The sequence below is a fragment of the Streptomyces sp. NPDC050636 genome (assembly GCF_040654775.1).
Taxonomy (GTDB): domain Bacteria; phylum Actinomycetota; class Actinomycetes; order Streptomycetales; family Streptomycetaceae; genus Streptomyces.
Genome location: NZ_JBFAIP010000057.1, coordinates 1 through 24,598, shown reverse-complemented (window position 1 = coordinate 24,598; position 24,598 = coordinate 1). Strand labels below are relative to the sequence as shown.

Sequence of the window (24,598 nt, the reverse complement as noted above, 5' to 3'; positions counted from 1 at the left end):
CGAGGAAGGCCTGCGCTCGCATGCTCCTGCTGCTGTCGACCTCCGACACCGACCTGCTCAGCGCCCGCGCTGCCACCGGTCCCGTGCCGTACCGGCTCGCCAACCCCGCCCGCCTCGAAGTCGATGAGCTGCCCGCGCTGCTGGACGGTGTCGATCTCGTCGTCGTACGCCTCCTCGGCGGCATCCGCGCCTGGCAGGAAGGCCTCGACCTGCTGCTCGCCGAGGACCAGCACCGGCCGGTGATCGTTCTCACGGGAGAACAGGCCCCCGACGCCCAGCTCATGGAGGCGTCCACGGTCCCGGTCGGCCTCGCGGCCGAGGCGCACGCCTACCTCGCGCACGGCGGTCCCGCCAACCTCGAACAGCTCGCCCGCTTCCTGTCCGACACCGTGCTGCTGACCGGCCACGGCTTCGAGCCGCCGGCGCCCGCCCCCACCTGGGGACAGCTGGACCACACCCCGCTGCCCGGCGTCACCGCCGACGCCCCGCTCATCGCCGTGCTCTACTACCGCGCCCACCACATGAGCGGCAACACCGGCTTCGTACGGGCCCTGTGCGAGCAGATCGAGCGCGCGGGCGGCCGTGCCCTCCCGCTCTTCGTCGCCTCGCTGCGCGCCCCCGAACCGGAGCTGATCGACGCGCTGCGGCCGGCCGACGCCATCGTCACCACCGTCCTGGCCGCCGGCGGCACCAAGCCCGCGGAGGCGTCGGCCGGCGGCGACGATGAGTCCTGGGACGCCGGCGCGCTCGCCGCCCTGGACGTGCCGATCCTCCAGGCGCTGTGCCTGACCGGTTCGCGTGCCGCCTGGGAGGAGAACGACGAGGGCCTGTCCCCGCTGGACGCCGCCTCGCAGATCGCGGTCCCGGAGTTCGACGGCCGCCTGATCACCGTGCCGTTCTCCTTCAAGGAGGTCGACGAGGACGGTCTGCCGGTGTACGTCGCCGACCCCGAGCGCGCCGCCCGGGTCGCCGGTATCGCCGTACGCCACGCCCGGCTGCGCCATATCCCGGCCGCCGACAAGCGCCTGGCGCTGGTCCTCTCCGCATACCCCACCAAGCACTCCCGTATCGGCAACGCGGTCGGCCTGGACACCCCGGCGAGCGCCGTGGCGCTGCTGCGCCGCCTCCGCGCCGATGGCTACGACTTCGGTGACGAGTCCGCGGAGCCGGTGCCCGGTCTGGCCTCCGGCGACGGCGACGAGCTGATCTACGCCCTCATCGAGGCCGGCGGCCACGACCAGGAGTGGCTCACCGAGGAGCAGCTCGCCCGCAACCCGGTCCGTATCCCGGCCGCCGACTACAAGCGCTGGTACGCCACGCTGCCGCAGGAACTCCGCGACGCCGTCGAGCAGCACTGGGGCCCGCCGCCCGGCGAGATGTTCGTCGACCGCAGCCGCAACCCCGAGGGCGACATCGTCCTGGCGGCCCTGCGCCGCGGCAATCTCCTCGTCCTCATCCAGCCCCCGCGCGGCTTCGGCGAGAACCCCATCGCGATCTACCACGACCCCGATCTGCCGCCCTCGCACCACTACTTGGCGGCCTACCGCTGGATCGCGGCCTCGCAGCAGGACGGCGGCTTCGGGGCGGACGCCATGGTCCACCTCGGCAAGCACGGCAACCTGGAGTGGCTGCCGGGGAAGAATGCCGGGCTCTCCGCCGCCTGTGGGCCCGACGCCGCGCTCGGCGACCTTCCCCTCATCTACCCCTTCCTGGTCAACGACCCCGGCGAGGGCACCCAGGCCAAGCGCCGCGTCCACGCCACCCTCGTCGACCACCTCGTCCCGCCCATGGCGCGCGCCGAGTCGTACGGCGACATCGCCCGCCTGGAGCAGCTGCTCGACGAGTACGCCGCCATCTCCTCGATGGACCCGGCCAAGCTGCCCGCCATCCGCGCCCAGATCTGGACCCTGATCCAGGCCGCCAAGCTCGACCACGACCTGGGCCTGGAAGACCGTCCCGACGACGACGGCTTCGACGACTTCCTGCTGCACGTCGACGGCTGGCTGTGCGAGGTCAAGGACGCCCAGATCCGCGACGGTCTGCACGTCCTCGGTGGCGCGCCGACCGGCGAGGCGCGGGTCAACCTCGTCCTCGCGATCCTGCGGGCCCGCCAGATCTGGGGCGGCACCTCCGCGCTCCCCGGGCTGCGCGAGGCCCTCGGCCTGGACGAGTCCGCGGCGACGCGTACGACGGCCGACGAGGCCGAGGCGACGGCCCGGAGCCTCGTCCAGGCGATGGAGGACGCCGACTGGGACCCGGCCGCGGTCGCCGCCGTAGCCGGCGGTCATGGCCAACAGGTAGCCGACATCCTCGACTTCGCCGCCCGCCAGGTGGTCCCCCGCCTCTCCTCCACCACCGACGAACTCGACCACGCCGTGCACGCGCTCAACGGCGGCTTCGTCCCGGCGGGCCCGTCCGGCTCGCCCCTCCGCGGCCTGGTCAACGTCCTTCCGACCGGCCGCAACTTCTACTCCGTCGACCCCAAGGCGGTCCCGTCCCGCCTCGCCTGGGAAACCGGCCAGGCCCTCGCCGACTCCCTCCTGGAGCGCTACCGCACGGACAACGGCGACTGGCCGGAGTCGGTCGGCCTCTCCCTCTGGGGCACCAGCGCGATGCGCACGAGCGGCGACGATGTGGCCGAGGCGCTCGCCCTGCTGGGCATCCGCCCCGTCTGGGACGACGCCTCCCGCCGCGTCACGGGCCTGGAGCCGATCCCCCTCGCCGAGCTGAACCGCCCCCGTATCGACGTCACGCTCCGCATCTCCGGATTCTTCCGCGATGCGTTCCCCCACGTCATCGGCCTCCTCGACGACGCCGTACGCCTCGCCGCATCCCTCGACGAGCCCGCCGGCGACAACTTCGTCCGCGCCCACACCCAGGCCGACCTCGCCTCCCACGGCGACGAACGCCGCGCCACCACCCGCATCTTCGGCTCCCGCCCGGGAACGTACGGCGCGGGTCTGCTCCAGCTCATCGACAGCCGCGACTGGCGCACGGACGCGGACCTCGCCGAGGTCTACTCCGTCTGGGGCGGCTACGCCTACGGCCGCGGTCTCGAAGGGCGCCCAGCCCGCGACGAGATGGAGACCGCCTACAAGCGCATCGCGGTCGCCGCCAAGAACACCGACACCCGCGAACACGACATCGCGGACTCGGACGACTACTTCCAGTACCACGGCGGCATGGTCGCCACGGTCCGTGCCCTGCGCGGCACGGCCCCCGAGGCGTACATCGGCGACTCCACCCGCCCCGAAACGGTCCGCACCCGCACCCTGGTGGAGGAAACCTCCCGCGTCTTCCGCGCGCGCGTCGTGAACCCCCGCTGGATCGAGGCCATGCGACGCCACGGCTACAAGGGCGCCTTCGAACTCGCCGCGACCGTCGACTACCTCTTCGGCTACGACGCGACCACGGGCGTCGTCGCCGACTGGATGTACGACAAGCTCGCCCAGACCTACGTCCTGGACCCGGAAAACCGCGCCTTCCTCCAGGACGCCAACCCCTGGGCCCTGCACGGCATCGCCGAACGCCTCCTGGAGGCCGAATCCCGCGGCATGTGGGAGAAGCCGGACGCCGAAACCCTGGCGGCCCTGCGCCAGGCATTCCTGGAGACGGAGGGGGACTTGGAGGGGGAGGACTGAGGACAGCGGGGGCTCCGGGGGACGGCAGCATCGCCCCCCGGAGCGCTGGACGAAACGTCCCGTAAGAGTCAGGGTTCCCTGTCTCGATCAACGCCGAAGTCGACGATGGCGGTGTCGCCTCGACGGACAATGGGGTGCGCCACCTGGGTGGGTCTCCGCACCCAAACACATTCGCCGGTCTTGGTGACCGTCAGTCCCATGTCGGTGTCGGCTGGACGATCCAGCTTGTCCCACTCGCGCCGGACCGCCTCCACCTCACCCCACAAGCTGCGGACCCCGAACTCGGTGACGGTGCCGTCGGCATCCGCGATGGCACCCGAGCCTCGGCCGTCGTGCACCCACACGCGTAGGTCTGTGCCCTCTCGCCCTTCAGCGAGCGTGATGCCGGGGAGGCGGGCGCCCGCGTACAGCGCGAACCCGGGTGTGAGCGTCTCTTGAGGCAGGACCTCGGTGGACCGTGAGCGGGGCGAGGATGTGTCCGGGGTGATACCGGCGGTGCCACGGTGAGAGCGCATCGGCATGTAGGCGGCGCTCCCCGCGAACGAGCCCGACGCCGTGCCGTCCTCGTCGGCGGTGAGGCGGACCATGGCGCCGCACCAGAAGTCGCTCACTCTGGGCGCCACCAGCACGCCGCCCGGCCGCAGTTCCTTGATCAGGGCGTACGGAACATGGCGCAGGGCGCAGGTCGCCACGATCCGGTCGTACGGCGCGCCTGCCGGCCAGCCGTGCTCCCCGTCGGTGACGACCAGCCGCGGCCGATATCCGGCGGCCGACAGATACCGCTCCGCCTGCGCCGACAGGGACGCGTCGATCTCGACGCTCGTGACGCGGTGGTCGCCGAGCCGAGCCGACAGCAACCCGGCGACGTGACCGGTGGCGGTGCCGATCTCCAGGACCTTCTGTCCATCCCGCACATCGAGCAGGCTCAACATCTTGGCCACCATCGACGGCATGCTGTTGGACGAGGTGGCGACCCCAGGGCCGTCCGTCGCTCCGTCGTCGACCTGCGTGACGACTGGTTCATCGGAGGACACCAGGGCACTGCGCTCTTCGGCGGTCGTGATCGGACGGCACCGGTCGGGGTCCTGCCGCCAGACGTGCTCAGGCAGATACGCCTGACGCGGGGTGCGTTCCCATACGGCGCGCCACTCGGGGGTCAACAGGCCGCGCTCGTCCAGAGACTGGACGAGCGCGGCGTGCCCCTCTTGGGGATCGGTCACCGGCTCATGCCACCTTGGGACGGTCCCCGATGGCGTACGCCCTGGTGCGCTGCTGGGCGAGGGCGGCGCACACATCGCACCCGGCAACCGGCTGGGGCTTCGGCACCGACGCCGGTTCCTTCAGATGAACGGGGCGGCACATGCGGGGCATCAGCTCACCACCTCCACCCCGTGAATCCAGCGCGGCCCGGCGTCGACCCCGTACGCCGCGAGCCACAGCGCCCGCCGCCGTCCGCGCTGCAACCGCCGTTCGCGTCGTTCCTCGGGTGTGAGGACATACGGGCGGATCAGGGCGGTGTCCTCACCACGCAGCAGCACTGGCTCACGTGCGGGCACGCGGGGAAGCACCGACGTCAGCGCATCCGCGCGCGCCACGGCGGGCAACGGGCTGGCGGACCGGTGGCGCCCCCGCGCGGGCAGTAACAGCCGCAACAGCAGTGCGAAGATCCAGGCGCTATGTTTGCGCATGTCGTCAACCTTCCAGGGGTTGGTGGCCATGCCCCCGGGCCGGTCGTAACGGTCGCGGGGGTCTGTCTCAGTCATCTGGACAGGATTCAGCGCAGGACGGCATGAGCCCCATATCCCGGCGGTAATCTCACCGTGGGATGACTTCTCATCCCATCGCGATACGGGGGAGGATCATGCCGACGGCACCACTCGTACCGATCGAACTGCCCGAGTGGGCTTGGCAGCGAGCCGAAGTCCGCGAAGCCTTACGAGAACGCGCCATGGGCGCCGTGTTCCGACACGTCCAGCAATACGGCGGGGCGAGTCAGGCCAGAATCGCTACGGCCGTAGCCATGACACAGGCACGGGTGAACGAAGTCATCAACGGACGACGGGAGATCACGCGCCTTGACGTGTTCGAGCGCATCGCGGACGGGCTGAACATGCCGGACGACGCCCGGCATTTGCTCGGCCTTGCGTCGGCACGGGACACGCACAGCAGTGGGCGCGCGTTCGACCTGGCCGCATTCCCGGAAGTCGTGCGGGTGTATGCCACCCAAGCTGCGGCGTCCGAAGATATCCGACAACTTGCCATGTCTGCACAACAGTTGGACATTCTAGCCGTGCGGGGGCTTGGTCTTATTGGGCTGAACGATTCTCTACTTCGTTCAGCCCTCATTCGACCAGAAGATCAGCAGGCGCCACAGATTCGCGTGTTGTTGCTTGACCCTGAATCTCCTGCCCTTGCCGTGCGAGCGGCAGAAATTGGAGAATCGGCCGAGTCACTCGCCGGAGGCGTCGAACTGGCCGAGTCTCGATTGCGCGAATTGTCGAGCGTCTCAGACCTTCAAGTCTACCGGTATGGAATGTATCCAACGTGGCGCATTATCAGGCTGGACGGCACCATGTTCGTCTCGGCCTTCGACGCCGGATGGGAGGGGCACGAATCGGCTACCTACAAGGTCATGGAGACGCCGCACGGGCCGCTGTATCGAGGGTTTCAGCGAATGTTCGCGTCCATGGTCGAAACAGGAATCCGTACTGTCTGAGCGGAGGATCGTGCGTTGATTGAGGCGGAGCTGAAAGCGCGGGTGTACAACCCCGAGTACGTCATGGCGCAGCTTGACCAGAAGGCCGAGGGGCGGGCCGAGGTCTATCAAGACACCTACTACGACGACCCGTCGGGAAGCCTCGATGCGCAGGACCAAGAATTGAGGGTTCGCACGATCCACGGTCCGAACTCGACGCGATCCGTTCTTACATACAAGTGCGCCCGAGTTGATTCGGAGTCCGGCTCGAAGCCGGAGCATGAAACGCGCGTGGACAACCCGGAAGCCGTTCACGCCATGCTGCGGGGACTCGGGTACGTTCCGGCAATCGCATTCCAGAAGCGGTGCCGAAATTACGAGTTCAGTTCTCGCGGCCGCCTTTTCCTTGCCACGCTGGTCCAAGTTCCGGAGATCGAAGGAACCTTCCTGGAAGTCGAGACCATGGTTCCGCAAGAGAAGGAACTCTCTTTGGCCCTTGACGACGTCCGGTCAGTCATGGGTGAACTCGACATTCATGAAGCCGACTTCACGACAGAGCTCTACACGGACGCCGTGGCGGCACACCGTGCCCCTGGTGCGGGAGCCCGGGGCCCTAGCCTCCCGTAGGGGCGAAGTCCGGCCCCACCGTCAGTGTGACCTCCCCCGCCGTCGCCTCCGCCGACTGCTTCAGCTTGGTGCCGGGGAAGCGGGAGGCCAGTACTTGTGCCTGGGTTTTGAGGGCGGCGGGGTAGGTGATGGTGGTTTTGTCGGTTGACGGGGCGTTGCCGGTGGCCGTGACCGTGAAGCCGAGGCCGCGGAGGCGGGTGGCGGCGGTGGCAGCCTGCCCCGCGGCGCCGGTGCCGTTGAGGACGCGGACCCGGACGGCGCGGGCGGTCACCGGGTTCTTGGCGGCTTCGGCGAGTTTCTTCTTGCCGGCGGCGCCGATCTCGCGGTCGTGCGCGAGGTCGCTGAACAGGTCCCCGGCCTGCGGGTACTGCCAGATCACATTGGCCTTGTCGGTGGGGACGTCGGCCTCGCGGTAGTAGTTGGGCACGGTCAGGAAGGTGAGGCGGTCGCGCGGGATGCCCTTGACCGTCGCGGCGAGGTCGTAGAGGGGCTTGAGGCCCGCCAGGTCCTTGTCGGTCTTGATGGACTTGGTGAGCGAGTTGAGGAAGTCGTAGAGGGCGCCGGGGCTGGTGAGTTTGTCCTGGGCCTTGGCGCCCAGCGCCTGCATGAACTCCTGCTGGCGGCCGATGCGTCCGAGGTCGGAGCCGTCGCCGACGCTGTAGCGGGTACGGACGTAGCCGAGGGCCTTCTCGTCCCGGACGGTCTGGCAGCCCGCGTCCATGTCGAGGTGGGCCTTCTCGTCGTGGATGGCGTGCTTGGGGCAGACCTCTATGCCGTCCAGGGCGTTGACCATGCCTTTGAAGCCTTGGAAGTCGATCGACGTGAAGTGGTCGATGCGCAGTCCGGTGTTCTTCTCGACGGTCTTGATGGTGCAGGTGGCGGCCTTGCGGATGTCGCCGGTGTCGCCGCCGATCGAGAACGCTTCGTTGATCTTGAAGTGGTGGGGGGAGGACGCGGAGCCGTTGCCGCGTTCGCAGGCGGGGATCTGCACCCAGGAGTCGCGCGGGAAGGACAGCGCGGTGGCCCACTTACGGTTGGCGGCGATGTGCAGCACCATCAGTGTGTCCGACTGCATGGTGGTCAGGCCCTTGCCGTACTTGGCGTTGGCGCCCGCGCGGCTGTCCGAGCCGACGACCAGGATGTTCTTGGAGCCGGGGCTGAGGTTGGCGGGCCGGTCGCTGCCCAGTCCGAGATCCAGGCCCTGGATGTTGCCGTCCAGCTTGAAGTAGACCCATGCGCCGGCCCCGGCCGTGCCGAGCAGCAGGACGCCGAGGACGCCGCCGGTCCAGGCGAGGATCCGGCCGCGGCGGGTGATGCGCAGTTTGCCGCCACCGGCGCGGGTGCCGGATGCCCGGCCTGCCCTGCGGGAGCCGCGCTCGGCTCTGCGGGAAGTGCCTTCGGCCGTACGGGACCTGGGGGCGGCGGCGGAGCCGCTGCGCGAATCGGGGCCCGCGGTTCTGCGGCGGGATGTGCCGGGCCGGTCCGACCCGTCGCCCGAGGGCGCGGTGGCCCGTCGGGGCGTCGTCTGCCTGTGCGTCTGCCTGTCATGCACGCCGGTGGCCCTTCTGGTCCTTCAGATACTTCGTGGGGGAGCGGGCGGCATCGGCGGCCGAAGGCGGCAGCAGGGGGGAGTGCGGCGGTTGCGGCAGGGGGTGGGTGGTCAGATGCCGGTGCTGGGGAGGAGTCGTACGGACTCGGGGTCGTAGCGGAGCCATTGCGGACGCGGGCCGCCGGGGAGGGTGCGCAGTCGGCACCACTCGTCGCCGGTGCCGTCCGTCCACCAGGCGCTGATCCGCCCCAACTCCCAGGTGCCGTCGGGGTATTGGACCTCCACGGGTTGGTAAACCCATCGCACCTCCGCCTCTGGAGGCGGACAATCCCAGGTCAGGAGTCCGCGCTTCGTCGCCATCTCCCCCTTCGGCCGCGCCTGTTGCATGTGTCGGACGCAATTCTACCGGCCGTATCTACAGCGTTGTAGAAGTTGTCCGATTTGGAGCGGATCACAGCGTCAGCCATGAACCACAGCGTCAGCCATGAACCACAGCGTCAGCCATGAACCACAGCGTCAGCCACGAACCACAGCGTCAGCCATGAATCGCGGCGTCAGCGGAGCTTCCGGCGGCAAGTGCAGGAGGTCGAGCGTCAATTGTGGATCATTCTGCCTTCACAACGGCGTGGCCGCCTTGAGAACGACGAACAGCGCTACCGCCGCGTTCAGCGCGGAGAGGGCGGAGGCGGCGGTGCCTGCCGCGGCGACGAGCGCGGCCAGGCCCGCCGGGGTCAGGGCCGGCGGCCAGCTGCGGGCCGGCGGCACGGGCGCCAGCAGCGCCGCCACCCGGCGCGGCACCGGGCCCGGCTCGGGCGCCGCGAACTGCGCCAGCTCCGGGTGCGGCGCGGGCCGTGCGACCAGCGCCGCCTTGCCCACGGCACGGGCGGTCAGCCGCCGGTCGCCGACCACCCGGGCCGCCTCCTCGTCCGCCCACCGCTCGGTGCTGAAGGCGACCGCGGAACGCAGCGGAAGAAGCAGCGGATTGACGCAGCCGGCCAGCCGTACGGCCAGGAGATAGCGGTGGTGACGGCAGCTCAGATGGGCGCGCTCATGGGCGAACAGGGCCGCCTGCTCGTCGGTGTCCAGGCTGCGCAGCATGCCGCGGGAGACCGCGATCCGGCCCGGCCGGGCGGGGCGGCCCGGGCGGCCGGGGGTGCCGGGCACGGCGTATGCGTACGGATCGTCGTCCGGCAGCACCGCCGGGTCGGCGCCGGCCGGCAGGACGTCCAGCGCCCGGTGCGTACGGGCCCGGATACGGCGGTGGCGGCGCAGCGCGGTCCCGCACCCGGTGAGGGCGGCGGCCAGCGCGAGCATCGCGGCGGTCCCGGCGACCTCGACGTACGGCACCGCGGCCCGCACCTCCGGGTCCGACCAGCCGTCGGGCAGCGGATTGCCGGGCAGCTGGGCGGTCCCGACGACCAGCAGCAGTCCCAGGCAGAGCGTGCTGCACAGGCCGAGGACGGCGGCGAGCAGGGTCAGCAGGCGGGTGACGCCGCGCGGGTGGAGGTGCTGCTCGGCGAGCCGGGCGATCGGCAGCGCGGTGAGCGGCAGGACGAGCGGCAGGAAGACGAAGACACCCACCGGTCAGCCTCCGCGCGCTTCGTCCGAGGGGCGGGGCGGGGAGCAGGGGTGGTCGGCCGGGTGGGCCTGGCCGGGGCCCGGGTCCTGGCCGGCGTCCTCGGCCGTGGCGCGGTCCAGGAGGCTGCGCAGCAGTTGCTCGTCGTGCGCGGAGAGCGCGGAGACGAAGCTGGTGAGGACGGCGTCCCGGTCCGGTTCGCCGTCCAGGACGCGGCGCATCCGCAGCGCGGCGAGACCGGCCTCGTCGGCGGCCGGGGTCCATACGTACGCACGGCCGACGCGCTCGCGGGTGACGGCCTTCTTGTCGTGCAGCCGGGACAGGATCGTCATCACGGTCGTGTACGCGAGGTCGCCGCCGAGCCGTTCCTGGACCCAGGCGGCGGTCGCCGGGCCGGGCGAGCGGTGCAGCGCGGCCAGCACCTGGGCCTCCAGCTGGCCCTGGCCGCGCCGGCGGGCGCGGCCGTGTCCGCCGGCGCCGAACGCGCCGCCGAACTCCCCCAGCCTCGGCTTCTCCCCCAGCCTCGCCTTCCGACCGTGGGTGCCCCCATCGCCGAGCGGATCACCCAGGGAGTCACCGCGGGGCTCCCCGAGGGACTCGCCGAAGTCCCCCGGTCCGGGCTTCCCCATGCCGTCGCCTCCCGTCGCGCCGGGTGTCCCGCTGGCCGGGACGTCGGGGCATTTTACTGAGCGGCCGGATACCGGGATGCGGTCCGTCGGTACGCGGATGCGGTCCGTCCCGGTACATCCCGCCCGATAACTTCTACACTCCTGTAGATTTTAGCTCCCGTACGCGGACACAACCACGCGGACACGGCAACACCCGGACACACCACCTGGAGGGGAAACCATGGGAGTCTCGCTGGCCAAGGGCGGCAACGTCTCGCTGTCCAAGGAAGCGCCCGGACTGACCGCGGTCACGGTCGGCCTCGGCTGGGATGTGCGGACGACGACGGGCGCGGACTACGACCTGGACGCCAGCGCCCTGCTGTGCACCGAGGCGGGCAAGGTCGCCTCGGACCGGCACTTCGTCTTCTACAACAACCTGACCAGCCCGGACGGCTCGGTGGAGCACACCGGCGACAACCTGACCGGTGAGGGCGAGGGGGACGACGAGGCCATCAACGTGAACCTCGCCGGCGTGCCCGCCGAGATCGCGAAGATCGTCTTTCCGGTCTCCATCCACGACGCGGAGACCCGCGGCCAGAGCTTCGGCCAGGTCCGTAACGCCTTCATCCGCGTGGTCAACCGGGCGGACGGGGTGGAGCTGGCGCGCTACGACCTGAGCGAGGACGCCTCGACCGAGACCGCGATGGTCTTCGGCGAGCTGTACCGCAACGGCGCGGAGTGGAAGTTCCGCGCGGTGGGCCAGGGGTACGCGTCCGGACTGGCGGGCATCGCGGCCGACTTCGGCGTCAACGTCTGACGGCGGCGCGGGCGTCCGTACGGCGCGGGCGGACGTAGGTGAACGAGGGGGTGGCGATGGCCACCCCCTCGCGTCCGTCCCTCAGAGGTCGAACTCGCCCGGCGCGATGCCCAGCGCGAAGCACACCTCGCGCACCAGCGCCTGCTCCGTCTTGTCGAAGTCGCCGTCGGCGCCGCCGATCACAATGCCGATCTGGATCACGGCCCGCGCCTCGACCGGCTTCTTCTTCACCTTGCCGACCTCCTGCATGACGGCGACCTTGCCGAAGTCGAAGTCCGCGGCCAGCTTGTCGAGGTAGCCGTCGAAGCGGCGCTGGAGATCGTCCGCGGGGAAGTTCTGCAGCACCTCGTTCGTGGCGATGAGCTGGGCCACGCGCCGGCGTTCCGCGGGGTCGATGGAGCCGTCCGCGGCGGCCACCAGGGCGCATATCGCCATGCTCGCGTCCCGGAAGGCGCCGCTCTTGAGGTCGTTCTTCTTGGCGACGAGCTGGGTCTGCATCGTCTGGGCGGAATCCTTGATCCGGTCCCACAGGGCCATTGGTCCTCCTTGGTCGTCGTTGTGCCGCACGGCGGGCGCGCGGGTCATGCGGTCGGGGCGTGCACTCGGACCGTGCGCTCGGACCGTGCGGTCGGTCATGCGGTCAGCCGTGCGGCCATCCATGCGTCAGCAAAATCTACAGGCTTGTAGAAGTTGCCCGTACGGGATCATCCCTATCTGGGTAGATCAATCGCGTAATCACCGTGGTTGAGGCGATTTGTGGGCAGGGTTCGCGTACCTTGGAACCACCGAAGGGAATCCGTACTCCGGCGGTCGCGCCGGATTCGTCCCGAGGTGCCTGAGGTGAGCACCATGCAGACTCTGTTGACCGTGATCGTGCTGCTCGCACTGGTCGCTCTGGGGGCCCTCTTCATCGCCCGGGTCAACGCCCAGACGACCGGGCGGCTTGCCACCCACCGATACGCGGCCCTGCGCCCGTCGTTCCGGCTCCGGCTGCGCAAGCGGCCGCACGGCGACACCACCCACCCCGGGCCGCACCAGGCCGGACCACCGCCACCCACCCCCAAGACAGGCGACGACTTGTGACGTCCACCGCCCGTAACGCCCCGTCGACGCAGCAACCGAGCCGGCAACCGAGCCGGCCGTACGACGGAACGTCGCCGTTTCCCACCGATGACCATGAAGCCCCGCCGAGCAGCGGCCGCCGGATGTATGTGACGGTCACCGGCATCATCGTCGTCGCCCCGTTCGTGGGCCTCGCGGTCGCCATCCCGCTGCTGTGGGGCAGCGTCGTACGCCCCGCCGACCTCGTACTCGCCGCCGTGTTCTACGTCGTCACGGGCCTGGGCGTGACCGTCGGATTCCACCGCGGCCTCACCCACGGCAGCTACACCGCGACCCCCGCACTGCGGATCGCGCTCGCCATCGCCGGATCGCTCAGCTTCCAGGGCGATGTCATCGACTGGGTCGCCACCCACCGCCGCCACCACGCCTTCACCGACCGCCCCGGCGATCCGCACTCCCCGTACCGCTACGGCACCAGCCTGCGCGGACAGTTGCGCGGCCTGGTGCACTCGCACATCGGCTGGCTGTTCGGCAACGACCCCACCTCGCATGAGCACTTCGCGCCCGACCTGCTCGCCGACCGCGGCATCCGCGCGGTGGACCGGGCGTTCCCCGCGCTGTGTCTGCTCACCCTCGGGCTGCCGTTCGCGCTCGGCTGGGCCATCGGGGGCTCCTGGGTCACCGGGCTCACCGCCCTCCTCTGGGCGGGCTTCATCCGGATCGCGCTGCTGCACCATGTCACCTGGAGCGTGAACTCCCTCTGCCATGTGATCGGTGAGCGGCCGTTCCGCACCCGGCGGTACGACCGGGCGACCAACCTGTGGCCGCTGGCCCTGCTCTCGTTCGGTGAGAGCTGGCACAACCTGCACCACGCCGACCCGACCTGCGCCCGGCACGGCGTCGACCGCGGTCAGCTCGATCCGTCCGCCGCCCTCATCCGGCTCTTCGAACGCGCCGGCTGGGTGCACGATGTGCGCTGGCCGGACCCGGCCCGGGTCGCGGCCCGCCGCGTCCAGGCGGGCTGAGGGGCCGTGACCGGGATGCGCCGCCCGTGACCTCCCGCCAGGAGCACACCATGACCACCGCCTCCGGTGCTCTCCCCGAACACCCGGCCCCACCGCCCGTCGCCCGCCTGACCATCGCCCCGCACAGCGAGGCCGCGCGCCGGATAGACGGGGTCTGGTGGCCGCACTCGGCCGATCTCGTCACCGAACTGCCCGAGCTGCTGGCCGCGTTGCCCTTCGACTGGCCGCGGATGACGCACGCCACGGTGAACGGCGCGAGGTGGTCCGCGCTCCCCTGCCACATCCTCGTCGCGGGCCACGTGGTCCGGCTGCGCAGGACCGCCAACCGCCCCGGCCCGGACACCATCTGCCTGGTCTCCACCGGCATCGGCCGCCGGGACCTGCTGATCATCCCGCCCGATACGCCCGAGCCGGAGGCCATCCACGTCATGGCGGAGATGGCCGGTACGGGGCACCTCGCGACGGCCTGACGGGCGGCGGCCACGGCGAGCGCACGGGCCCGGCTTTGCCGAACGGTCGACGAAAGGTGGACGAACGGTCGACCCGCCATCGCCACCGGCCGGATACCTTCCAGGCGTCCCTTGATCCTGTTGACCCTCAGGTGCGGGCCCTTCTGCGTACGGACTCTGCGTGCCCGAATCTGCGTACCCGAATCTGCGTACCCGCCTCTGTGTACGGATTCTGCGTACGGATTCCGGCTAGCGATTCCGTGTCCGGAAGGAGCTCGCTGGAAGGCATGCCATGAATCCGGCCGACGGCCCCTTGACCAGCCCTGTCGATCCCCTCGTTTCTGTGGTTCCTGTCGTTCCCGTCGATGTATGCGCCACCGCGGCCGCGCTGCCGGATGCCTGGCGTTCCCGCCCGCTCGGCCGGGTCGGTTCGGCCTGCGTCAAGGTCCTGAGGATGAATGAGCTGCCGGTCGAGGAGGAGCAGCACGACGCCCCCGAGGCGCTGTTGGTGCTCGACGGCAGGCTGGAGCTGACGGTGGCGGGGGAGCCGGTGTCGGTGGGGCCCGGCGAGATCTACTGGGTGGCGGCGGGCGCCCGGCACGCCGTACGGCCCGGCAGCGTCGGCACGCTGGTCATCCTGGATGTGCCCGGCTAGTGCGTCCGGGTGGTGTTCATCCGAAGAACGCCAACCCGGGGGCGTCGCTCCCACATTCCTCGCATTGCGTACTCATCATAAGAAAGCGCAACGGATCTCCCCACGGATCTCCCCGCCAGTGAGATCTCTACCGAAAGCGAGGGGCCATGGCTGCGACCAAGGTCACGAAGTTCTGGGCGGTGTGCCTTGCCGTACTCGGCAAGCTGCTGGCCTCACTGGGCGTCTCCGCCGCGGCGTCGGCGGCGCGCCGGGAGGCGGCGATGCACGGGGACGGCGCGCGCACCACCTCGGACGCCGCGCGGGACGCCGCGCCGGACCGTGACCCTGTGCCGTCGTGCGGCCAAGTCGGCTCCGGCCGAAGGATGTTGGGGGACTGCGCGCAGCTGCCGCCCACCATCAAGCAGCGCATCCGTGCCGAGGCCCACGGCGCTTCGCCCACCTTGCGCACCCGCCTCGCCGCCGGCGTCGAGCCGCTGCACACCGTCCCCGCCATGGCCGCTCTGCACACCGGAACCGACGCGGACGAGATCCCCACGGTCCTCCCGGCGGCCCACCGCCGCGCGCACGCCGACTGCGCCGCCTGACACACAGATACTTTGGCCCGACGGGTCAATGGGTGAGTGGGTTAACGGGCCAACGGCTCAACGGGGCAACGGGGCATGAGGGCTCCGGCCTCAGTTGTGCGCGCAGTGCCCTGACGTCGCCCTGACGTCACCCCGCCCGTCCCTCGCGCCCGAAGGACAGCGGCCGGATTCCCCCTCGCCTACCGGATCCGCTGCGGTGTCGGGTGACCGGCCGACGCCGCTCACACCAGGGCCCGCTCCGGCATCGGCTGCTCCACGCCGTCCATCTCCAGCGTGCAGCGCGGCCGGGTCGGGACGAGGTGCGGCTCGCGCACCCGGACCAGGAGCGGACGGGCCGGCTCTCCGGGCAGCTCGGCGGCCAGCGTGCTCATCCCGCGGCCGTGCTCCTTCTGGTACGCGACCACTTTGCCGTCGACCAGGAGCTCTATCTCGCCGTCCCGGCCGGGCCCGATGTTCACGGTGATCGAGTGGTCGCCCCGGTCCACATGGAAGTGGTGGCTGTGCCCCATCACGCACCTCCCGCAGTGAGCTGTCCGTACGTTCCAGCCTAGGCCCTGTCGTCACACTCCCGCCTGCCCCGCGACGCCTGGCACGCGCGCTCGCTGCGTTGTCGGGCTCTTCCCGGTACGCCCAGTACCGGGAAGACCCTCCGCCTTGCGATCGCACGCACCAGACGCCGCGGGGCCTGCCCTTCGGGCAGACGGCGCGAGTGTGACGACAGGGCCTAGGCCCGCCGGGGAATTCCGCGAGCGACAGCGCTGTGCACTTCCTGGAGCGACAATTGTGGTGAATGGGAGACGGCGATGAACGGCTCGGTCCGTGTCGGACGTGTTGTCGGGGTCCCGCTGCGGATGCACTGGAGCGTTCCGCTGCTGGTGGTCCTCTTCGCGTACGGGCTCGGCAGCCAGACCCTGCCCGTATGGACTCCGGGGCGGTCGGACGCCGTGTACGCCCTGGCCGGTGTCGTAGGGGCCGCGCTGCTCATGGGCAGCCTGCTGCTCCACGAGGCGGCGCACGCTGCTGCCGCCCGGCGGAAGAAGATCTCGGTCGAGGACGTGACGCTGTGGGCGCTGGGCGGCATGACCCGGATGGGGCGGCCGAAGACCGCGGGGGCGGCCTTCGTGGTGGCCGTCAGCGGGCCGCTGACCAGCCTTGTCATCGGTGGCGCCGCGCTCGGAGCGGGTCTCGGACTGCTTGCGGTGTCCGGCTGGGCGGCGGTGCCCGCCGTCGTCCTGGTGTGGCTCGGCTGGGCGAATCTGTTCCTGGGTGTGTTCAATCTGCTGCCCGCCGTGCCGCTCGACGGGGGGCGGGTGGTGCAGGCGCTGCTGTGGTGGCGCACCGGAGACCGGGACCGCGCGGACCTCGCCGCTTCCCGGAGCGGCCAGGTCATGGGCGTGCTGATGGTGGCGGTCGGCTGGATCTCGGTGCTGCGCGGGGCGCCGGGCGGCCTGTGGATCGTCTTCGTCGGCCTGTTCATCATGATCGTCGCCGGGGCGGAACGCCGGCGCACCGCCATGCACACCGCGCTGCGGGACATACGGGTGGCCGACGCCATGTCCAGCCCGGTGACCACCGGCGCCGACTGGCTGACCGTCCGGCACTTCATCGACGAGGTGGCCGTGCAGGCCCGCCATTCCGCGCTGCCACTGCTCGACTTCGAAGGCCGTCCCAGCGGAATCGTGCAGGTGGGCAGGCTTGCGGGGATACCGGCGGCGCGCCGGGAGACGCTGCGTGTGCGCGAGGTGGCGACCCCGCTGTCCCAGTGCGTGGTCGCCGCTCCGGACGATCTTCTGAGCGATGCCCTGGACAAGCTCAGCCTCCGCACCGGCATGCGCGTCCTCGTCGTGGACCAGGGGCATCTGGTGGGGATCATCACCGGGAAGGACATCGCCCGGCTGATGCGGCGGCACACGCTGGGCGGCAAGGGGGCAGATGGCCGGGGGACCGAGGGCCAGGGCACCGATGGTCAGGGGACCGACTGAGCCGGTGGAGGTGTGATGCGGTACGTAACGGTCACTGCGCTGAGCCATCCCGGGCTGATGCGCGAGCACAACGAGGACAGCCTGGTCGTCGGTCCGTGGACGCTCTGCGGCACCGTGACGGAGAACCCGCAGACCCTGGTGTTCCCACTCGGCAGACCGCTCGTCGTCGCGGTCGCCGACGGCATGGGCGGGCAGCCGGCCGGCGAGGTGGCCAGCGCGCTCATCGTCCGGCACCTGGCGTCGTACGGTCCGTCACTGGACAGCGAGGAAGCCGTCCGTGACGCCCTGAACCTCTGCAACCACGCGGTGTACGCGGCCGCCGACCGCGATCCGGCGCTGAGCACCATGGGCAGCACGGTCGCCGGCGCCGTCGTGCTGCCGGATGCGCTGATGGTGTTCAACGTCGGCGACAGCAGAGTGCTCGACGCGACGCATGACGGACTGCGCCAGGTGAGCGTGGACGACAGCCCGCCGCTGCCGCCGGGGCGGCGCACCACGTCGATCGTCACCCAGTCGCTCGGCGGCGCGGACCGGTTCATCGCCATCACACCGCACGTCACCACGTCGCCGCTCACCACCGACGGCCGCTACCTGGTGTGCACCGACGGCCTGACCGACCCCGTACCGGAGGACGAACTCGACGGCCTGCTGCGGGCCCACAGCGACGGCAGGGCCGCCTTCGAGCTGTGGAAGTCCGCCATCGAGGCGGGCGGCCCGGACAACATCACGCTCGCGCTGATCGGCGTCGGCGGGACTTCGGACGCTCCCCCAGCCTCCGGCCGGGGGGACCCCCATCTCGCTTAGCTCGGCTAACCTGGGGGAATGGGCGGTGACTTGATCACCGTGTTCCTCTGCGGTGACGTGATGCTCGGCCGCGGCGTCGACCAGATCCTGCCGAATCCCGGTGACCCGGCGCTGCGGGAGGGGTACGTCCACGACGCCCTGGACTATGTCGCGCTGGCCGAGGCGGCGAACGGCCCCATCCCCCGCCCGGTCGACTTCTCCTGGCCATGGGGAGACGCGCTCCAGGTACTCGATGACGCCGCGCCCGACGCCCGGGTGGTCAATCTGGAGACCAGCGTCACCGGGGACGGCACCTTCGCACCCGGCAAGGAAGTCCACTACCGGATGCACCCCGCGAACCTCCCCTGCCTGGCCGCTGCCCGCCCCGACGTCTGCGTACTGGCCAACAACCACGTCCTGGACTTCGGGCACCGCGGACTGGACGAGACGCTCGACGCCCTGGCGGGCGCGGGGCTGCGGACGGCGGGCGCGGGCCGGGACGCCGACGCGGCGGGCCGGCCGGCGATCGTGCCCGTCGAGGGCGGCCGCCGGGTGCTGGTCCTCTCCTTCGGGATGCCGTCCAGCGGCATCCCGCGCACCTGGGCCGCCACCGGAAGCCAGGGCGGTGTCGACTTCGTGGCCAGGCCGTCGGACGCCGCCGCGGCCGAGGTCCTCGGCCGGGTACGGCAGGTGAAACGACCGGGCGATATCGCGGTGGCCTCGGTCCACTGGGGTTCCAACTGGGGCTACGAGGTGCCCCGTGACCAGGTCGCCTTCGCGCGTGCGTTGATCGACGGCGGCGTGGACGTGGTGCACGGGCACTCCTCGCACCATCCCCGCCCCCTGGAGGTGTACCGGGGAAAGCTCATCCTCTACGGGTGCGGCGACTTCATCGACGACTACGAGGGCATTACGGGATACGAGCAGTACCGGGACGATCTGCGGCTGCCGTACCTCGTCTCGCTGGAACCGGACACCGGCAGGCTCCGCGACCTGCGGATCACACCCCTCCAGGCCTGGCGGATGCGGCTGCGGCACGCCTCGTACGAGGACGCGCTGTGGCTGCGGGCGCTCCTCGACCGGATCGCCGTCGGCTTCGAGTCGAGCTTGGAGCGTGAGCCGGAGGACACGCTGATTCTCCGGCCGGCATAGGGACAGTGGCCCACAAAGGCACCCCCCGACCACCTCTTGACCACCCACCTACGGGAGGGGCCGGACCGCAGGACGAAGTCCGGAGGTCCGGCACCGCGGCCGAACAGCCCCGCGCAGCGGCAACCGCCCAACCTCAGCCCCAACGGCGGGAAACCCAAAGACGGCCCAGCCCAAGCGCAGCGTCACGTGTCATCGCGTTCAAAGCCGAGCCGGTCGACCACCTCCACCACCCCGTCCACGCTTTCGCAGAGCCGTACGACGACGGGGGCCAGGCTCCTGCTCTCCAGGATGCCGCTGAGGGTCACCGTGCCCTCGGTGACGTCGACGGTGAGGGCGGCCGGCGACAGGCCGAGGATGCAGGTCAGGACGTCCTCCAGGATCTCCTCCTGGATCGCCCGGTCACGCCGCAGGAACAGCTGCATGAGGTCACGGCGGCTGATCACACCGATCAGGCGGCCGGAGTCGTCGACCACGGGAAGACGCTTGATCTTTTTCTGGTCCATGGTTCGCGCCGCCTTGACCGCGCTCCACCCGGGCCGTGCCACGATCGCCGGGCTCGACATGAGCGCTTCGGCGGTGCTGGGCCCCTGCTTCTCGGTCTGCCTGCGCAGCAGATCCGCCTCGGACACCACGCCCACGGTCCGCTCGTCCTCGTCGACGACCGGCACGGCGGTGATGCCGTATTCGTCGAGCAGCCGGGTGATCTCCTTGAACGGGGTGCCGGGCTGGACGACCACGGCGTTCGGCGTCATCAGGTCGGCAACGCTGCGGTGCCTCATCGCTGGCCATCCCTTCGCGGCAGCGGGTTCTCGTACGCACGCGTAGTCATGACCCATGACCCATGACCCATGACGCAACGCGGAGCCACGACTCACGACGTACTCACGAGCCTGCACCGCGCGGATGCCCGCGGGTAGGGCCGAGCGGGACCACACGGCGCGACGTGCCCCGGACGGACCACCGGGCCGGGCGCGCACCGACCGCCGGATGTGTACTTGGTGCATCACGTGATGCACCACGTCGCTGCACATCTCACCGGCCACCGCACGCATGAGGGGAGCGGTCCGTGTCGTCATCGGATGCCGCGGCCCACCCGGACCGGCCTGACCGGATGTTCGACCGGGAGACCGAGTGGGACAGGCTGCTGCGTTTCGTGTGCGATACACGCCCGGGGGCCACCCTCGGCCTCGTCTCCGGCCAGCGCAGACACGGCAAGACCTACCTGCTGGAAGCCATGACCAAGGCCACCGGTGGTTTCTATTTCGACGGCCAGGCCGCGGCGGAGGCCGAGTCGCTGCGCCGCGTCGCCGACCGTCTCGCCGAACACACCCATGCGCCGCAGCCACCCCGCTGGCACAGCTGGGAAGGCGCCGTCGACGCAATGCTGGCGCTCGGCGACGAGGGCCCGGCCTCCGTCGTCATCGACAACTTCCCCGACCTCGTCGGCCAGAGCCCCGCGCTCCCCGCCGTCATCCACAGCGCTTACCGCCGCCTGCACACGGCACGTTCGCAGAACCGCGCGCGCCTGATCCTCAGCGGCGGAATCCCCTCCATCGTGACGAGACTCTTCTCCGGCCCTTCCTCGCTGCACGACCTCGCCGGTCTGGAACTCGTGGTGCGGCCCTTCGACTTCCGGACGGCGGCACGGTTCTGGGGCATCGAGGACCCACGGCTCGCGGTCCAGGTCCATGCCGTCGTGGGCGGAACCCCGGCGTACCGGGGCGACTTCGTGTGCGACGACGCGCCCGCCGGCCCGGACGACTTCGATGCGTGGGTGTGCCGAACCGCCCTCAACCCGCGCATGCCGCTGTTCTGGGAGGCGCGCCACCTGGACGAGGAGGCGGATCACGCGGACCGGGCCCTGTGCCACTCCGCGCTGGTCGCGATCGCGTCCGGCTGCTCCACCCGCGGGGAGATCGCCGAATGCGTCGAAGGCTCGCTGAACGATGTGTCCCATGTCCTGGCGATGATGCAGAACCGCCATCTGCTGCACGGTGAGCCGGACGCGTTCCGGGCGGGCCTGACGCACTACCGCATCGCGGAGCCCCTACTGGCCTTCGAGCACGCCGTCGCATGGCCCCACCGCGTCGCGCTGGAGCAGGAAGACGTCGCCGCGGTCTGGCGCCGGGCCCGCGCCGGCTTCGACGCCACCGTGGCCGCACCGCACTTCGCCCAGCTGTGCCGGGACTGGGTCGTGGGATGCGCCGCCCCGGACACCTTCGGCGGCGCCCCCGAGTCGGCCGTACGCGGCACGGTTCACGATCCGGCGCGGCACACCCGCCTCGATGTCGACGTGGCGGTACGCGGCATGACCGACGGCCGGCCCGGAGTCCTGCTGTCGGTCGGACTCGCCCGCTGGAACGAGACCATGGACACCCGCCACCTGGACCACCTGCGCCACATCCTCTCCGTCCTCGCCGCCTCCGGCGAGGACACCGGCCAGGCCCTCCCGGCCTGCTACAGCGCGACCGGCTTCACCCCGGAACTCCGCGCCGCGGAGGCCAAGGGCGAGGTGCTCCTGGTCGGCGTGGACAGGCTGTACGGCGGGGAGTGACGGCTCAGGCGGCGACTTGCGCCACTCGGACGCCGAGGCTCCGGATGGCCGCGATCTCCTCCTCGGAGGTGGCCGTGTCGGTGATGACCGATTCGTAGACCGCGACGGTGCCGTACGCGTAGGTGGCGGTCTTGCCGAACTTCGAGTGGTCCGCCAGGAGCACGGCCTTGTTGGCGGAGGCGAGCATCGCTTCCTTGACCTCGGCGTACTCCCGCAGGGGGTGGAAGAGCCGGCCTTCGAGGACCGCGGTGGCGGACATCAGGGCGAGGTCGGCGCGGATCCGCGAGAGGGCGCCGATGACCTCCGGCCCGGTGCAGGAGTTGAACTCGCCGTGGTAGCGGCCGCCCAGCAGCGTGATGTCCACACCCGGCGCGGACCCCAGGCGCTGCGCCAGGCCCACCGAGTTGGTGACCACGGTGAGCTGGCCGATGCCGGGCAGCGCGTCGGCCAGGGGGTAGAGGGTGGTGGAGTCGTCGATGAACAGGGTGCTGCCCGGTGTGATCCGGTCGGCCACCGCCTCGCACAGCGCGGTCTTGGCCGCGAGGCCGGCGCTCTCGCGGAAGCGGGTGGCGGTCTCCATGGTCAGGGCGGGGAAGGCGACGGCTCGTCCGCGTTCCTTGCGCAGCAGATGGCGCCCGTCGAGGTCGTCGAGGTCGCGGTGCATGGTCATCAGGCTGACGCCGAAGCGGGCGGCGAGATCGTCGGTGCGGATCTCGCCGTGTTCGGCGACGTAGCGCAGGACGGCCTGCCGCCGCTGTTCGACCTCGGCCTGCGACAGCCGTGTCTTGGCGGGCCCGCGCCCGTCCTTGCTCCCCATGCCGACGGCCCTCCTTCCCTCCCCGCGCCCCTGTGGTGGCCGGCTCGCCCGCGGACGCACCAGCGGCTCTGTCGCCGTACGGGATCTCGAAGTTTTGCACATGGGCCGGCGGCAGCGGGATGGCATCACCGCGCATGCCGAGCGGTAGGGTCCGGCCCGCCCGACCTGTGAAGCGAGTGACAGGAGAGGCCTGTGGGGAACCCGTCCGCACTCCAGGGCGTCTTCCGGCGTGTTGGCGTTGACGGTCCGTGGAGGAACCCGGTGGAACAGAGGATATTGGGGCACCGCTACGAGCTGGTGGAGCAGCTCGGGCAGGGTGGCATGGGCACGGTGTACCGGGCCGTCGACCGCCGGTTGCGCCGTACCGTCGCCGTGAAGACCCTCTCCGCGGAGCTGGCACTGCAGCCCGAGTTCCTCGCCCGGTTCCAGCGCGAGGCGCACGCCGCCGCCGCGCTCAACCACCCCGGTGTGGCAACCGTTCACGATGTGGGTGAGGACGCCCACGACGGTGCTGTCGAGCCCTATCTGGTGATGGAGTACGTGGCGGGGCGGACCCTCAGCCGCGTCCTGAACGACGGCTCGCTGCCGGTGGCGCAGGCGGTCGACATCACGGGCCAGGTGCTGGAGGCCCTGGAGCACAGCCACCGGCACGCCATCGTGCACCGGGACATCAAGCCCGCGAACGTCATGCTCACCGGTACCGGCAAGGTCAAGGTCGTCGACTTCGGCATCGCCAAGGCGCTCAGCGAGGTGGCCACCCGGCTGACCGGAACGGGCGTGGCGGTCGGCACACCCGCCTACCTGGCCCCGGAGCAGATCAACGGACACGAGACCGACCACCGCACGGACCTGTATGCCGTGGGCTGTCTGCTGTACGAGCTGCTGACGGGGCGTCCCCCGTACACCGGGGATTCACCGTTCTCCGTCATGCACCAGCATCTGGCCGCGGAACCGGTGCCGCCCTCGCAGCTGCGCCCGGAACTGCCGCCCGCGGTGGACGCGGTGATCGCCAGGGCGCTGCACAAGGACCGGGAGGACCGCTTCGCGAACGCGTCCGCGATGAAGGCGGCACTCCGCGAGGCGTCCCGGGCCGCACTGGCTCCTCCCGTCCGGACGCCGACCGCACTCGACCCTGCCGCGAGGGCCTCGGCCCCGGCGGCGACCGGCTCCCCCGGGCCCTCCGGGAGTGAGCAGGCGCCTTCCGGGAGCGAGCCGGAGCCCCCCGGGAAGGAGCCGGAGCCCTCCGGGAAGGAGTCGGAGCCCTCCGGGAAGGAGTCGGAGCCCTCCGGGAAGGACCGGGTGCAGCAGCCCGCCGCCCGTCGGAGCCCGGTGCGAGTGGTGTTCCGGCCGACGGCCGAAGGAGCGGTCGCCCTGCTCGGCTGCTTCCTGTCGCTGATGATCTCCCGGACCGACATGGTCGAGGTCGGCCAGTTCTCCCGCGTCGCCCTGCTCGCCTCCGTCGCGGGAGCCGTGCTCCTGCTGTGGTCGGCGCGGCTCGCGTGCGCGGTGGCATGGGGCCCGGTGGCGGAGGCCGTGGCGGTGTGGTCCGAGTTCGCCCGCGGCTACGTCGACTGGGACACCCCCTACGTCATCATCGCCCTGGTCCTGGGGATCGTCGCCGCACTGTGCTTCGCCGCCGGGTACAGGGACGAGCGCGCGGGCGGATTCGCGCTGGTGGCGTTCTGGTTCACCGCCCTGACCTCCATCTGGTTCTTCCTCGACGATCTGCGCAAGATCGGCGTCTTCTACGTCCTGCTGCTGGGGGTCACGCTGGCCGTCGGCGCCCACGTGGTGACAGCACGCACCCGGCAGCCGTCAGCCGACCGCGCCGCTTAGCCGCACAGTGCGGCCAGGCATGGCGCCACAGTAACTTGTCCTGACGCCATCATGATGCCATGATGGCGTCATGGACCTCACGCCCTACGTCGACAATCTCCGGCACGAGCTCGCGGTCGCCGCGGATGCGGCCGGGGAGGAAACTCGTGCTCTGGCCGAGCGGCTCACCGCGCCGCTGGAGTCGGC

At 70.8% G+C, this 24,598-nt stretch carries 24 protein-coding genes; 14 read left to right on the top strand and 10 right to left on the bottom strand.

Going from position 1 to position 24,598, the window contains the following annotated elements; translation table 11 throughout:
- Positions 1 to 20: 20 nt before the first annotated feature.
- The gene (gene cobN / locus AB0I10_RS29140) at positions 21 to 3,641 is read left to right on the top strand and encodes a cobaltochelatase subunit CobN (protein ID WP_363155631.1); all 3,621 of its coding nucleotides are present in this window, start codon (positions 21 to 23) and stop codon (positions 3,639 to 3,641) included.
- A 68-nt stretch (positions 3,642 to 3,709) separates the two neighbouring features.
- Here the strand turns inward: cobN and AB0I10_RS29135 are convergent, their stop codons facing one another.
- Positions 3,710 to 4,861 carry a methyltransferase domain-containing protein gene (locus AB0I10_RS29135; protein WP_363155630.1) on the bottom strand — a complete coding sequence of 384 codons (1,152 nt, stop codon included), beginning with the start codon at positions 4,859 to 4,861 and terminating at the stop codon, positions 3,710 to 3,712.
- Between the two features lie 150 nt (positions 4,862 to 5,011).
- A complete protein-coding gene (locus AB0I10_RS29130; protein ID WP_363155629.1) occupies positions 5,012 to 5,404 on the bottom strand; it encodes a hypothetical protein in 393 nt (130 codons plus the stop codon).
- Positions 5,405 to 5,466: 62 nt separating this feature from the next.
- Here AB0I10_RS29130 and AB0I10_RS29125 point away from each other — a divergent pair, with 62 nt between their 5' ends.
- Both AB0I10_RS29125 and cyaB read left to right on the top strand, forming a co-directional pair.
- A complete protein-coding gene (locus AB0I10_RS29125) occupies positions 5,467 to 6,357 on the top strand; it encodes a helix-turn-helix domain-containing protein (protein WP_363155628.1) in 891 nt (296 codons plus the stop codon).
- 15 nt (positions 6,358 to 6,372) lie between these two features.
- Complete coding sequence (gene cyaB / locus AB0I10_RS29120) at positions 6,373 to 6,963, top strand: class IV adenylate cyclase (protein WP_363155627.1); 591 nt, start codon at positions 6,373 to 6,375, stop codon at positions 6,961 to 6,963.
- Here the strand turns inward: cyaB and AB0I10_RS29115 are convergent.
- From AB0I10_RS29115 to AB0I10_RS29100, 4 genes are all read right to left on the bottom strand, one after another.
- Positions 6,950 to 8,278: an LCP family protein gene (locus tag AB0I10_RS29115; RefSeq protein WP_363155655.1), complete on the bottom strand. Its 1,329-nt coding sequence runs from the start codon at positions 8,276 to 8,278 to the stop codon at positions 6,950 to 6,952. The two genes, cyaB and AB0I10_RS29115, sit on opposite strands and share 14 nt — an antisense overlap.
- A 345-nt stretch (positions 8,279 to 8,623) precedes the next feature.
- Entirely contained in the window at positions 8,624 to 8,797 is a 174-nt protein-coding gene (locus AB0I10_RS29110; RefSeq protein WP_363155626.1) for a hypothetical protein, read from the bottom strand.
- A gap of 330 nt (positions 8,798 to 9,127) precedes the next feature.
- A complete protein-coding gene (locus tag AB0I10_RS29105; RefSeq protein ID WP_363155624.1) occupies positions 9,128 to 10,093 on the bottom strand; it encodes a M56 family metallopeptidase in 966 nt (321 codons plus the stop codon).
- Positions 10,094 to 10,096: 3 nt separating this feature from the next.
- On the bottom strand, positions 10,097 to 10,591 hold the full coding sequence (locus tag AB0I10_RS29100) for a BlaI/MecI/CopY family transcriptional regulator (RefSeq protein ID WP_363155654.1): 495 nt from the start codon (positions 10,589 to 10,591) through the stop codon (positions 10,097 to 10,099).
- Between the two features lie 346 nt (positions 10,592 to 10,937).
- Here AB0I10_RS29100 and AB0I10_RS29095 point away from each other — a divergent pair, with 346 nt between their 5' ends.
- The gene (locus tag AB0I10_RS29095; protein WP_363155623.1) at positions 10,938 to 11,513 is read left to right on the top strand and encodes a TerD family protein; all 576 of its coding nucleotides are present in this window, start codon (positions 10,938 to 10,940) and stop codon (positions 11,511 to 11,513) included.
- An 81-nt stretch (positions 11,514 to 11,594) separates the two neighbouring features.
- Here the strand turns inward: AB0I10_RS29095 and AB0I10_RS29090 are convergent, their stop codons facing one another.
- Positions 11,595 to 12,050 (bottom strand): TerB family tellurite resistance protein, encoded by a 456-nt coding sequence (locus tag AB0I10_RS29090; protein ID WP_363155653.1) that lies wholly within the window; start codon positions 12,048 to 12,050, stop codon positions 11,595 to 11,597.
- A 312-nt stretch (positions 12,051 to 12,362) separates the two neighbouring features.
- Here AB0I10_RS29090 and AB0I10_RS29085 point away from each other — a divergent pair, with 312 nt between their 5' ends.
- From AB0I10_RS29085 to AB0I10_RS29065, 5 genes are all read left to right on the top strand, one after another.
- Positions 12,363 to 12,596, top strand: coding sequence for a hypothetical protein (locus tag AB0I10_RS29085; protein ID WP_363155622.1), 234 nt, complete (start codon positions 12,363 to 12,365; stop codon positions 12,594 to 12,596).
- On the top strand, positions 12,593 to 13,600 hold the full coding sequence (locus tag AB0I10_RS29080; RefSeq protein ID WP_363155621.1) for an acyl-CoA desaturase: 1,008 nt from the start codon (positions 12,593 to 12,595) through the stop codon (positions 13,598 to 13,600). Before AB0I10_RS29085 ends, AB0I10_RS29080 begins: the two co-directional genes overlap by 4 nt.
- Before the next feature lie 50 nt (positions 13,601 to 13,650).
- Entirely contained in the window at positions 13,651 to 14,070 is a 420-nt protein-coding gene (locus AB0I10_RS29075) for a DUF5994 family protein (protein WP_363155620.1), read from the top strand.
- A 322-nt stretch (positions 14,071 to 14,392) separates the two neighbouring features.
- The gene (locus AB0I10_RS29070; RefSeq protein WP_363155619.1) at positions 14,393 to 14,704 is read left to right on the top strand and encodes a cupin domain-containing protein; all 312 of its coding nucleotides are present in this window, start codon (positions 14,393 to 14,395) and stop codon (positions 14,702 to 14,704) included.
- Between the two features lie 146 nt (positions 14,705 to 14,850).
- Positions 14,851 to 15,288, top strand: coding sequence for a DUF6344 domain-containing protein (locus AB0I10_RS29065; protein ID WP_363155618.1), 438 nt, complete (start codon positions 14,851 to 14,853; stop codon positions 15,286 to 15,288).
- Between the two features lie 221 nt (positions 15,289 to 15,509).
- Here AB0I10_RS29065 and AB0I10_RS29060 read toward each other — a convergent pair whose 3' ends face one another.
- A complete protein-coding gene (locus AB0I10_RS29060) occupies positions 15,510 to 15,797 on the bottom strand; it encodes a hypothetical protein (RefSeq protein ID WP_363155617.1) in 288 nt (95 codons plus the stop codon).
- Between the two features lie 294 nt (positions 15,798 to 16,091).
- Here AB0I10_RS29060 and AB0I10_RS29055 point away from each other — a divergent pair, with 294 nt between their 5' ends.
- Genes AB0I10_RS29055 through AB0I10_RS29045 form a run of 3 tightly spaced genes read left to right on the top strand, consistent with a single transcriptional unit; the run spans position 16,092 to position 19,205 of the window.
- Positions 16,092 to 17,270 carry a site-2 protease family protein gene (locus AB0I10_RS29055; protein ID WP_363155616.1) on the top strand — a complete coding sequence of 393 codons (1,179 nt, stop codon included), beginning with the start codon at positions 16,092 to 16,094 and terminating at the stop codon, positions 17,268 to 17,270.
- Positions 17,271 to 17,285: 15 nt separating this feature from the next.
- Positions 17,286 to 18,074, top strand: coding sequence for a protein phosphatase 2C domain-containing protein (locus AB0I10_RS29050; protein ID WP_363155615.1), 789 nt, complete (start codon positions 17,286 to 17,288; stop codon positions 18,072 to 18,074).
- A gap of 18 nt (positions 18,075 to 18,092) precedes the next feature.
- The gene (locus AB0I10_RS29045; RefSeq protein WP_363155614.1) at positions 18,093 to 19,205 is read left to right on the top strand and encodes a CapA family protein; all 1,113 of its coding nucleotides are present in this window, start codon (positions 18,093 to 18,095) and stop codon (positions 19,203 to 19,205) included.
- A gap of 182 nt (positions 19,206 to 19,387) precedes the next feature.
- Here AB0I10_RS29045 and AB0I10_RS29040 read toward each other — a convergent pair whose 3' ends face one another.
- Entirely contained in the window at positions 19,388 to 19,984 is a 597-nt protein-coding gene (locus tag AB0I10_RS29040; protein ID WP_363155613.1) for a CBS domain-containing protein, read from the bottom strand.
- A 287-nt stretch (positions 19,985 to 20,271) separates the two neighbouring features.
- On the opposite strand from AB0I10_RS29040, the gene AB0I10_RS29035 reads away from it, so the two are divergent.
- On the top strand, positions 20,272 to 21,759 hold the full coding sequence (locus AB0I10_RS29035; protein ID WP_363155612.1) for an ArsR family transcriptional regulator: 1,488 nt from the start codon (positions 20,272 to 20,274) through the stop codon (positions 21,757 to 21,759).
- Between the two features lie 4 nt (positions 21,760 to 21,763).
- Here the strand turns inward: AB0I10_RS29035 and AB0I10_RS29030 are convergent, their stop codons facing one another.
- Positions 21,764 to 22,576 (bottom strand): DeoR/GlpR family DNA-binding transcription regulator, encoded by an 813-nt coding sequence (locus AB0I10_RS29030; RefSeq protein WP_363155611.1) that lies wholly within the window; start codon positions 22,574 to 22,576, stop codon positions 21,764 to 21,766.
- A 261-nt stretch (positions 22,577 to 22,837) separates the two neighbouring features.
- Here AB0I10_RS29030 and AB0I10_RS29025 point away from each other — a divergent pair, with 261 nt between their 5' ends.
- Positions 22,838 to 24,412: a protein kinase gene (locus AB0I10_RS29025; RefSeq protein WP_363155610.1), complete on the top strand. Its 1,575-nt coding sequence runs from the start codon at positions 22,838 to 22,840 to the stop codon at positions 24,410 to 24,412.
- Positions 24,413 to 24,598: the final 186 nt, after the last annotated feature.

Bases quoted from the DNA above. Each gene is read 5' to 3' on its own strand.
- AB0I10_RS29050 (WP_363155615.1), top strand. From the start codon at position 17,286: ATGCGGTACGTAACGGTCACTGCGCTGAGCCATCCCGGGCTGATGCGC.
- AB0I10_RS29130 (WP_363155629.1), bottom strand. From the start codon at position 5,404: ATGACTGAGACAGACCCCCGCGACCGTTACGACCGGCCCGGGGGCATG.
- AB0I10_RS29125 (WP_363155628.1), top strand. From the start codon at position 5,467: ATGACTTCTCATCCCATCGCGATACGGGGGAGGATCATGCCGACGGCA.
- AB0I10_RS29065 (WP_363155618.1), top strand. From the start codon at position 14,851: ATGGCTGCGACCAAGGTCACGAAGTTCTGGGCGGTGTGCCTTGCCGTA.
- AB0I10_RS29040 (WP_363155613.1), bottom strand. From the start codon at position 19,984: ATGAGGCACCGCAGCGTTGCCGACCTGATGACGCCGAACGCCGTGGTC.
- AB0I10_RS29085 (WP_363155622.1), top strand. From the start codon at position 12,363: ATGCAGACTCTGTTGACCGTGATCGTGCTGCTCGCACTGGTCGCTCTG.
- AB0I10_RS29055 (WP_363155616.1), top strand. From the start codon at position 16,092: ATGAACGGCTCGGTCCGTGTCGGACGTGTTGTCGGGGTCCCGCTGCGG.
- AB0I10_RS29060 (WP_363155617.1), bottom strand. From the start codon at position 15,797: ATGGGGCACAGCCACCACTTCCATGTGGACCGGGGCGACCACTCGATC.
- AB0I10_RS29075 (WP_363155620.1), top strand. From the start codon at position 13,651: ATGACCACCGCCTCCGGTGCTCTCCCCGAACACCCGGCCCCACCGCCC.
- cobN (WP_363155631.1), top strand. From the start codon at position 21: ATGCTCCTGCTGCTGTCGACCTCCGACACCGACCTGCTCAGCGCCCGC.
- AB0I10_RS29045 (WP_363155614.1), top strand. From the start codon at position 18,093: ATGGGCGGTGACTTGATCACCGTGTTCCTCTGCGGTGACGTGATGCTC.
- AB0I10_RS29095 (WP_363155623.1), top strand. From the start codon at position 10,938: ATGGGAGTCTCGCTGGCCAAGGGCGGCAACGTCTCGCTGTCCAAGGAA.
- AB0I10_RS29030 (WP_363155611.1), bottom strand. From the start codon at position 22,576: ATGGGGAGCAAGGACGGGCGCGGGCCCGCCAAGACACGGCTGTCGCAG.
- AB0I10_RS29090 (WP_363155653.1), bottom strand. From the start codon at position 12,050: ATGGCCCTGTGGGACCGGATCAAGGATTCCGCCCAGACGATGCAGACC.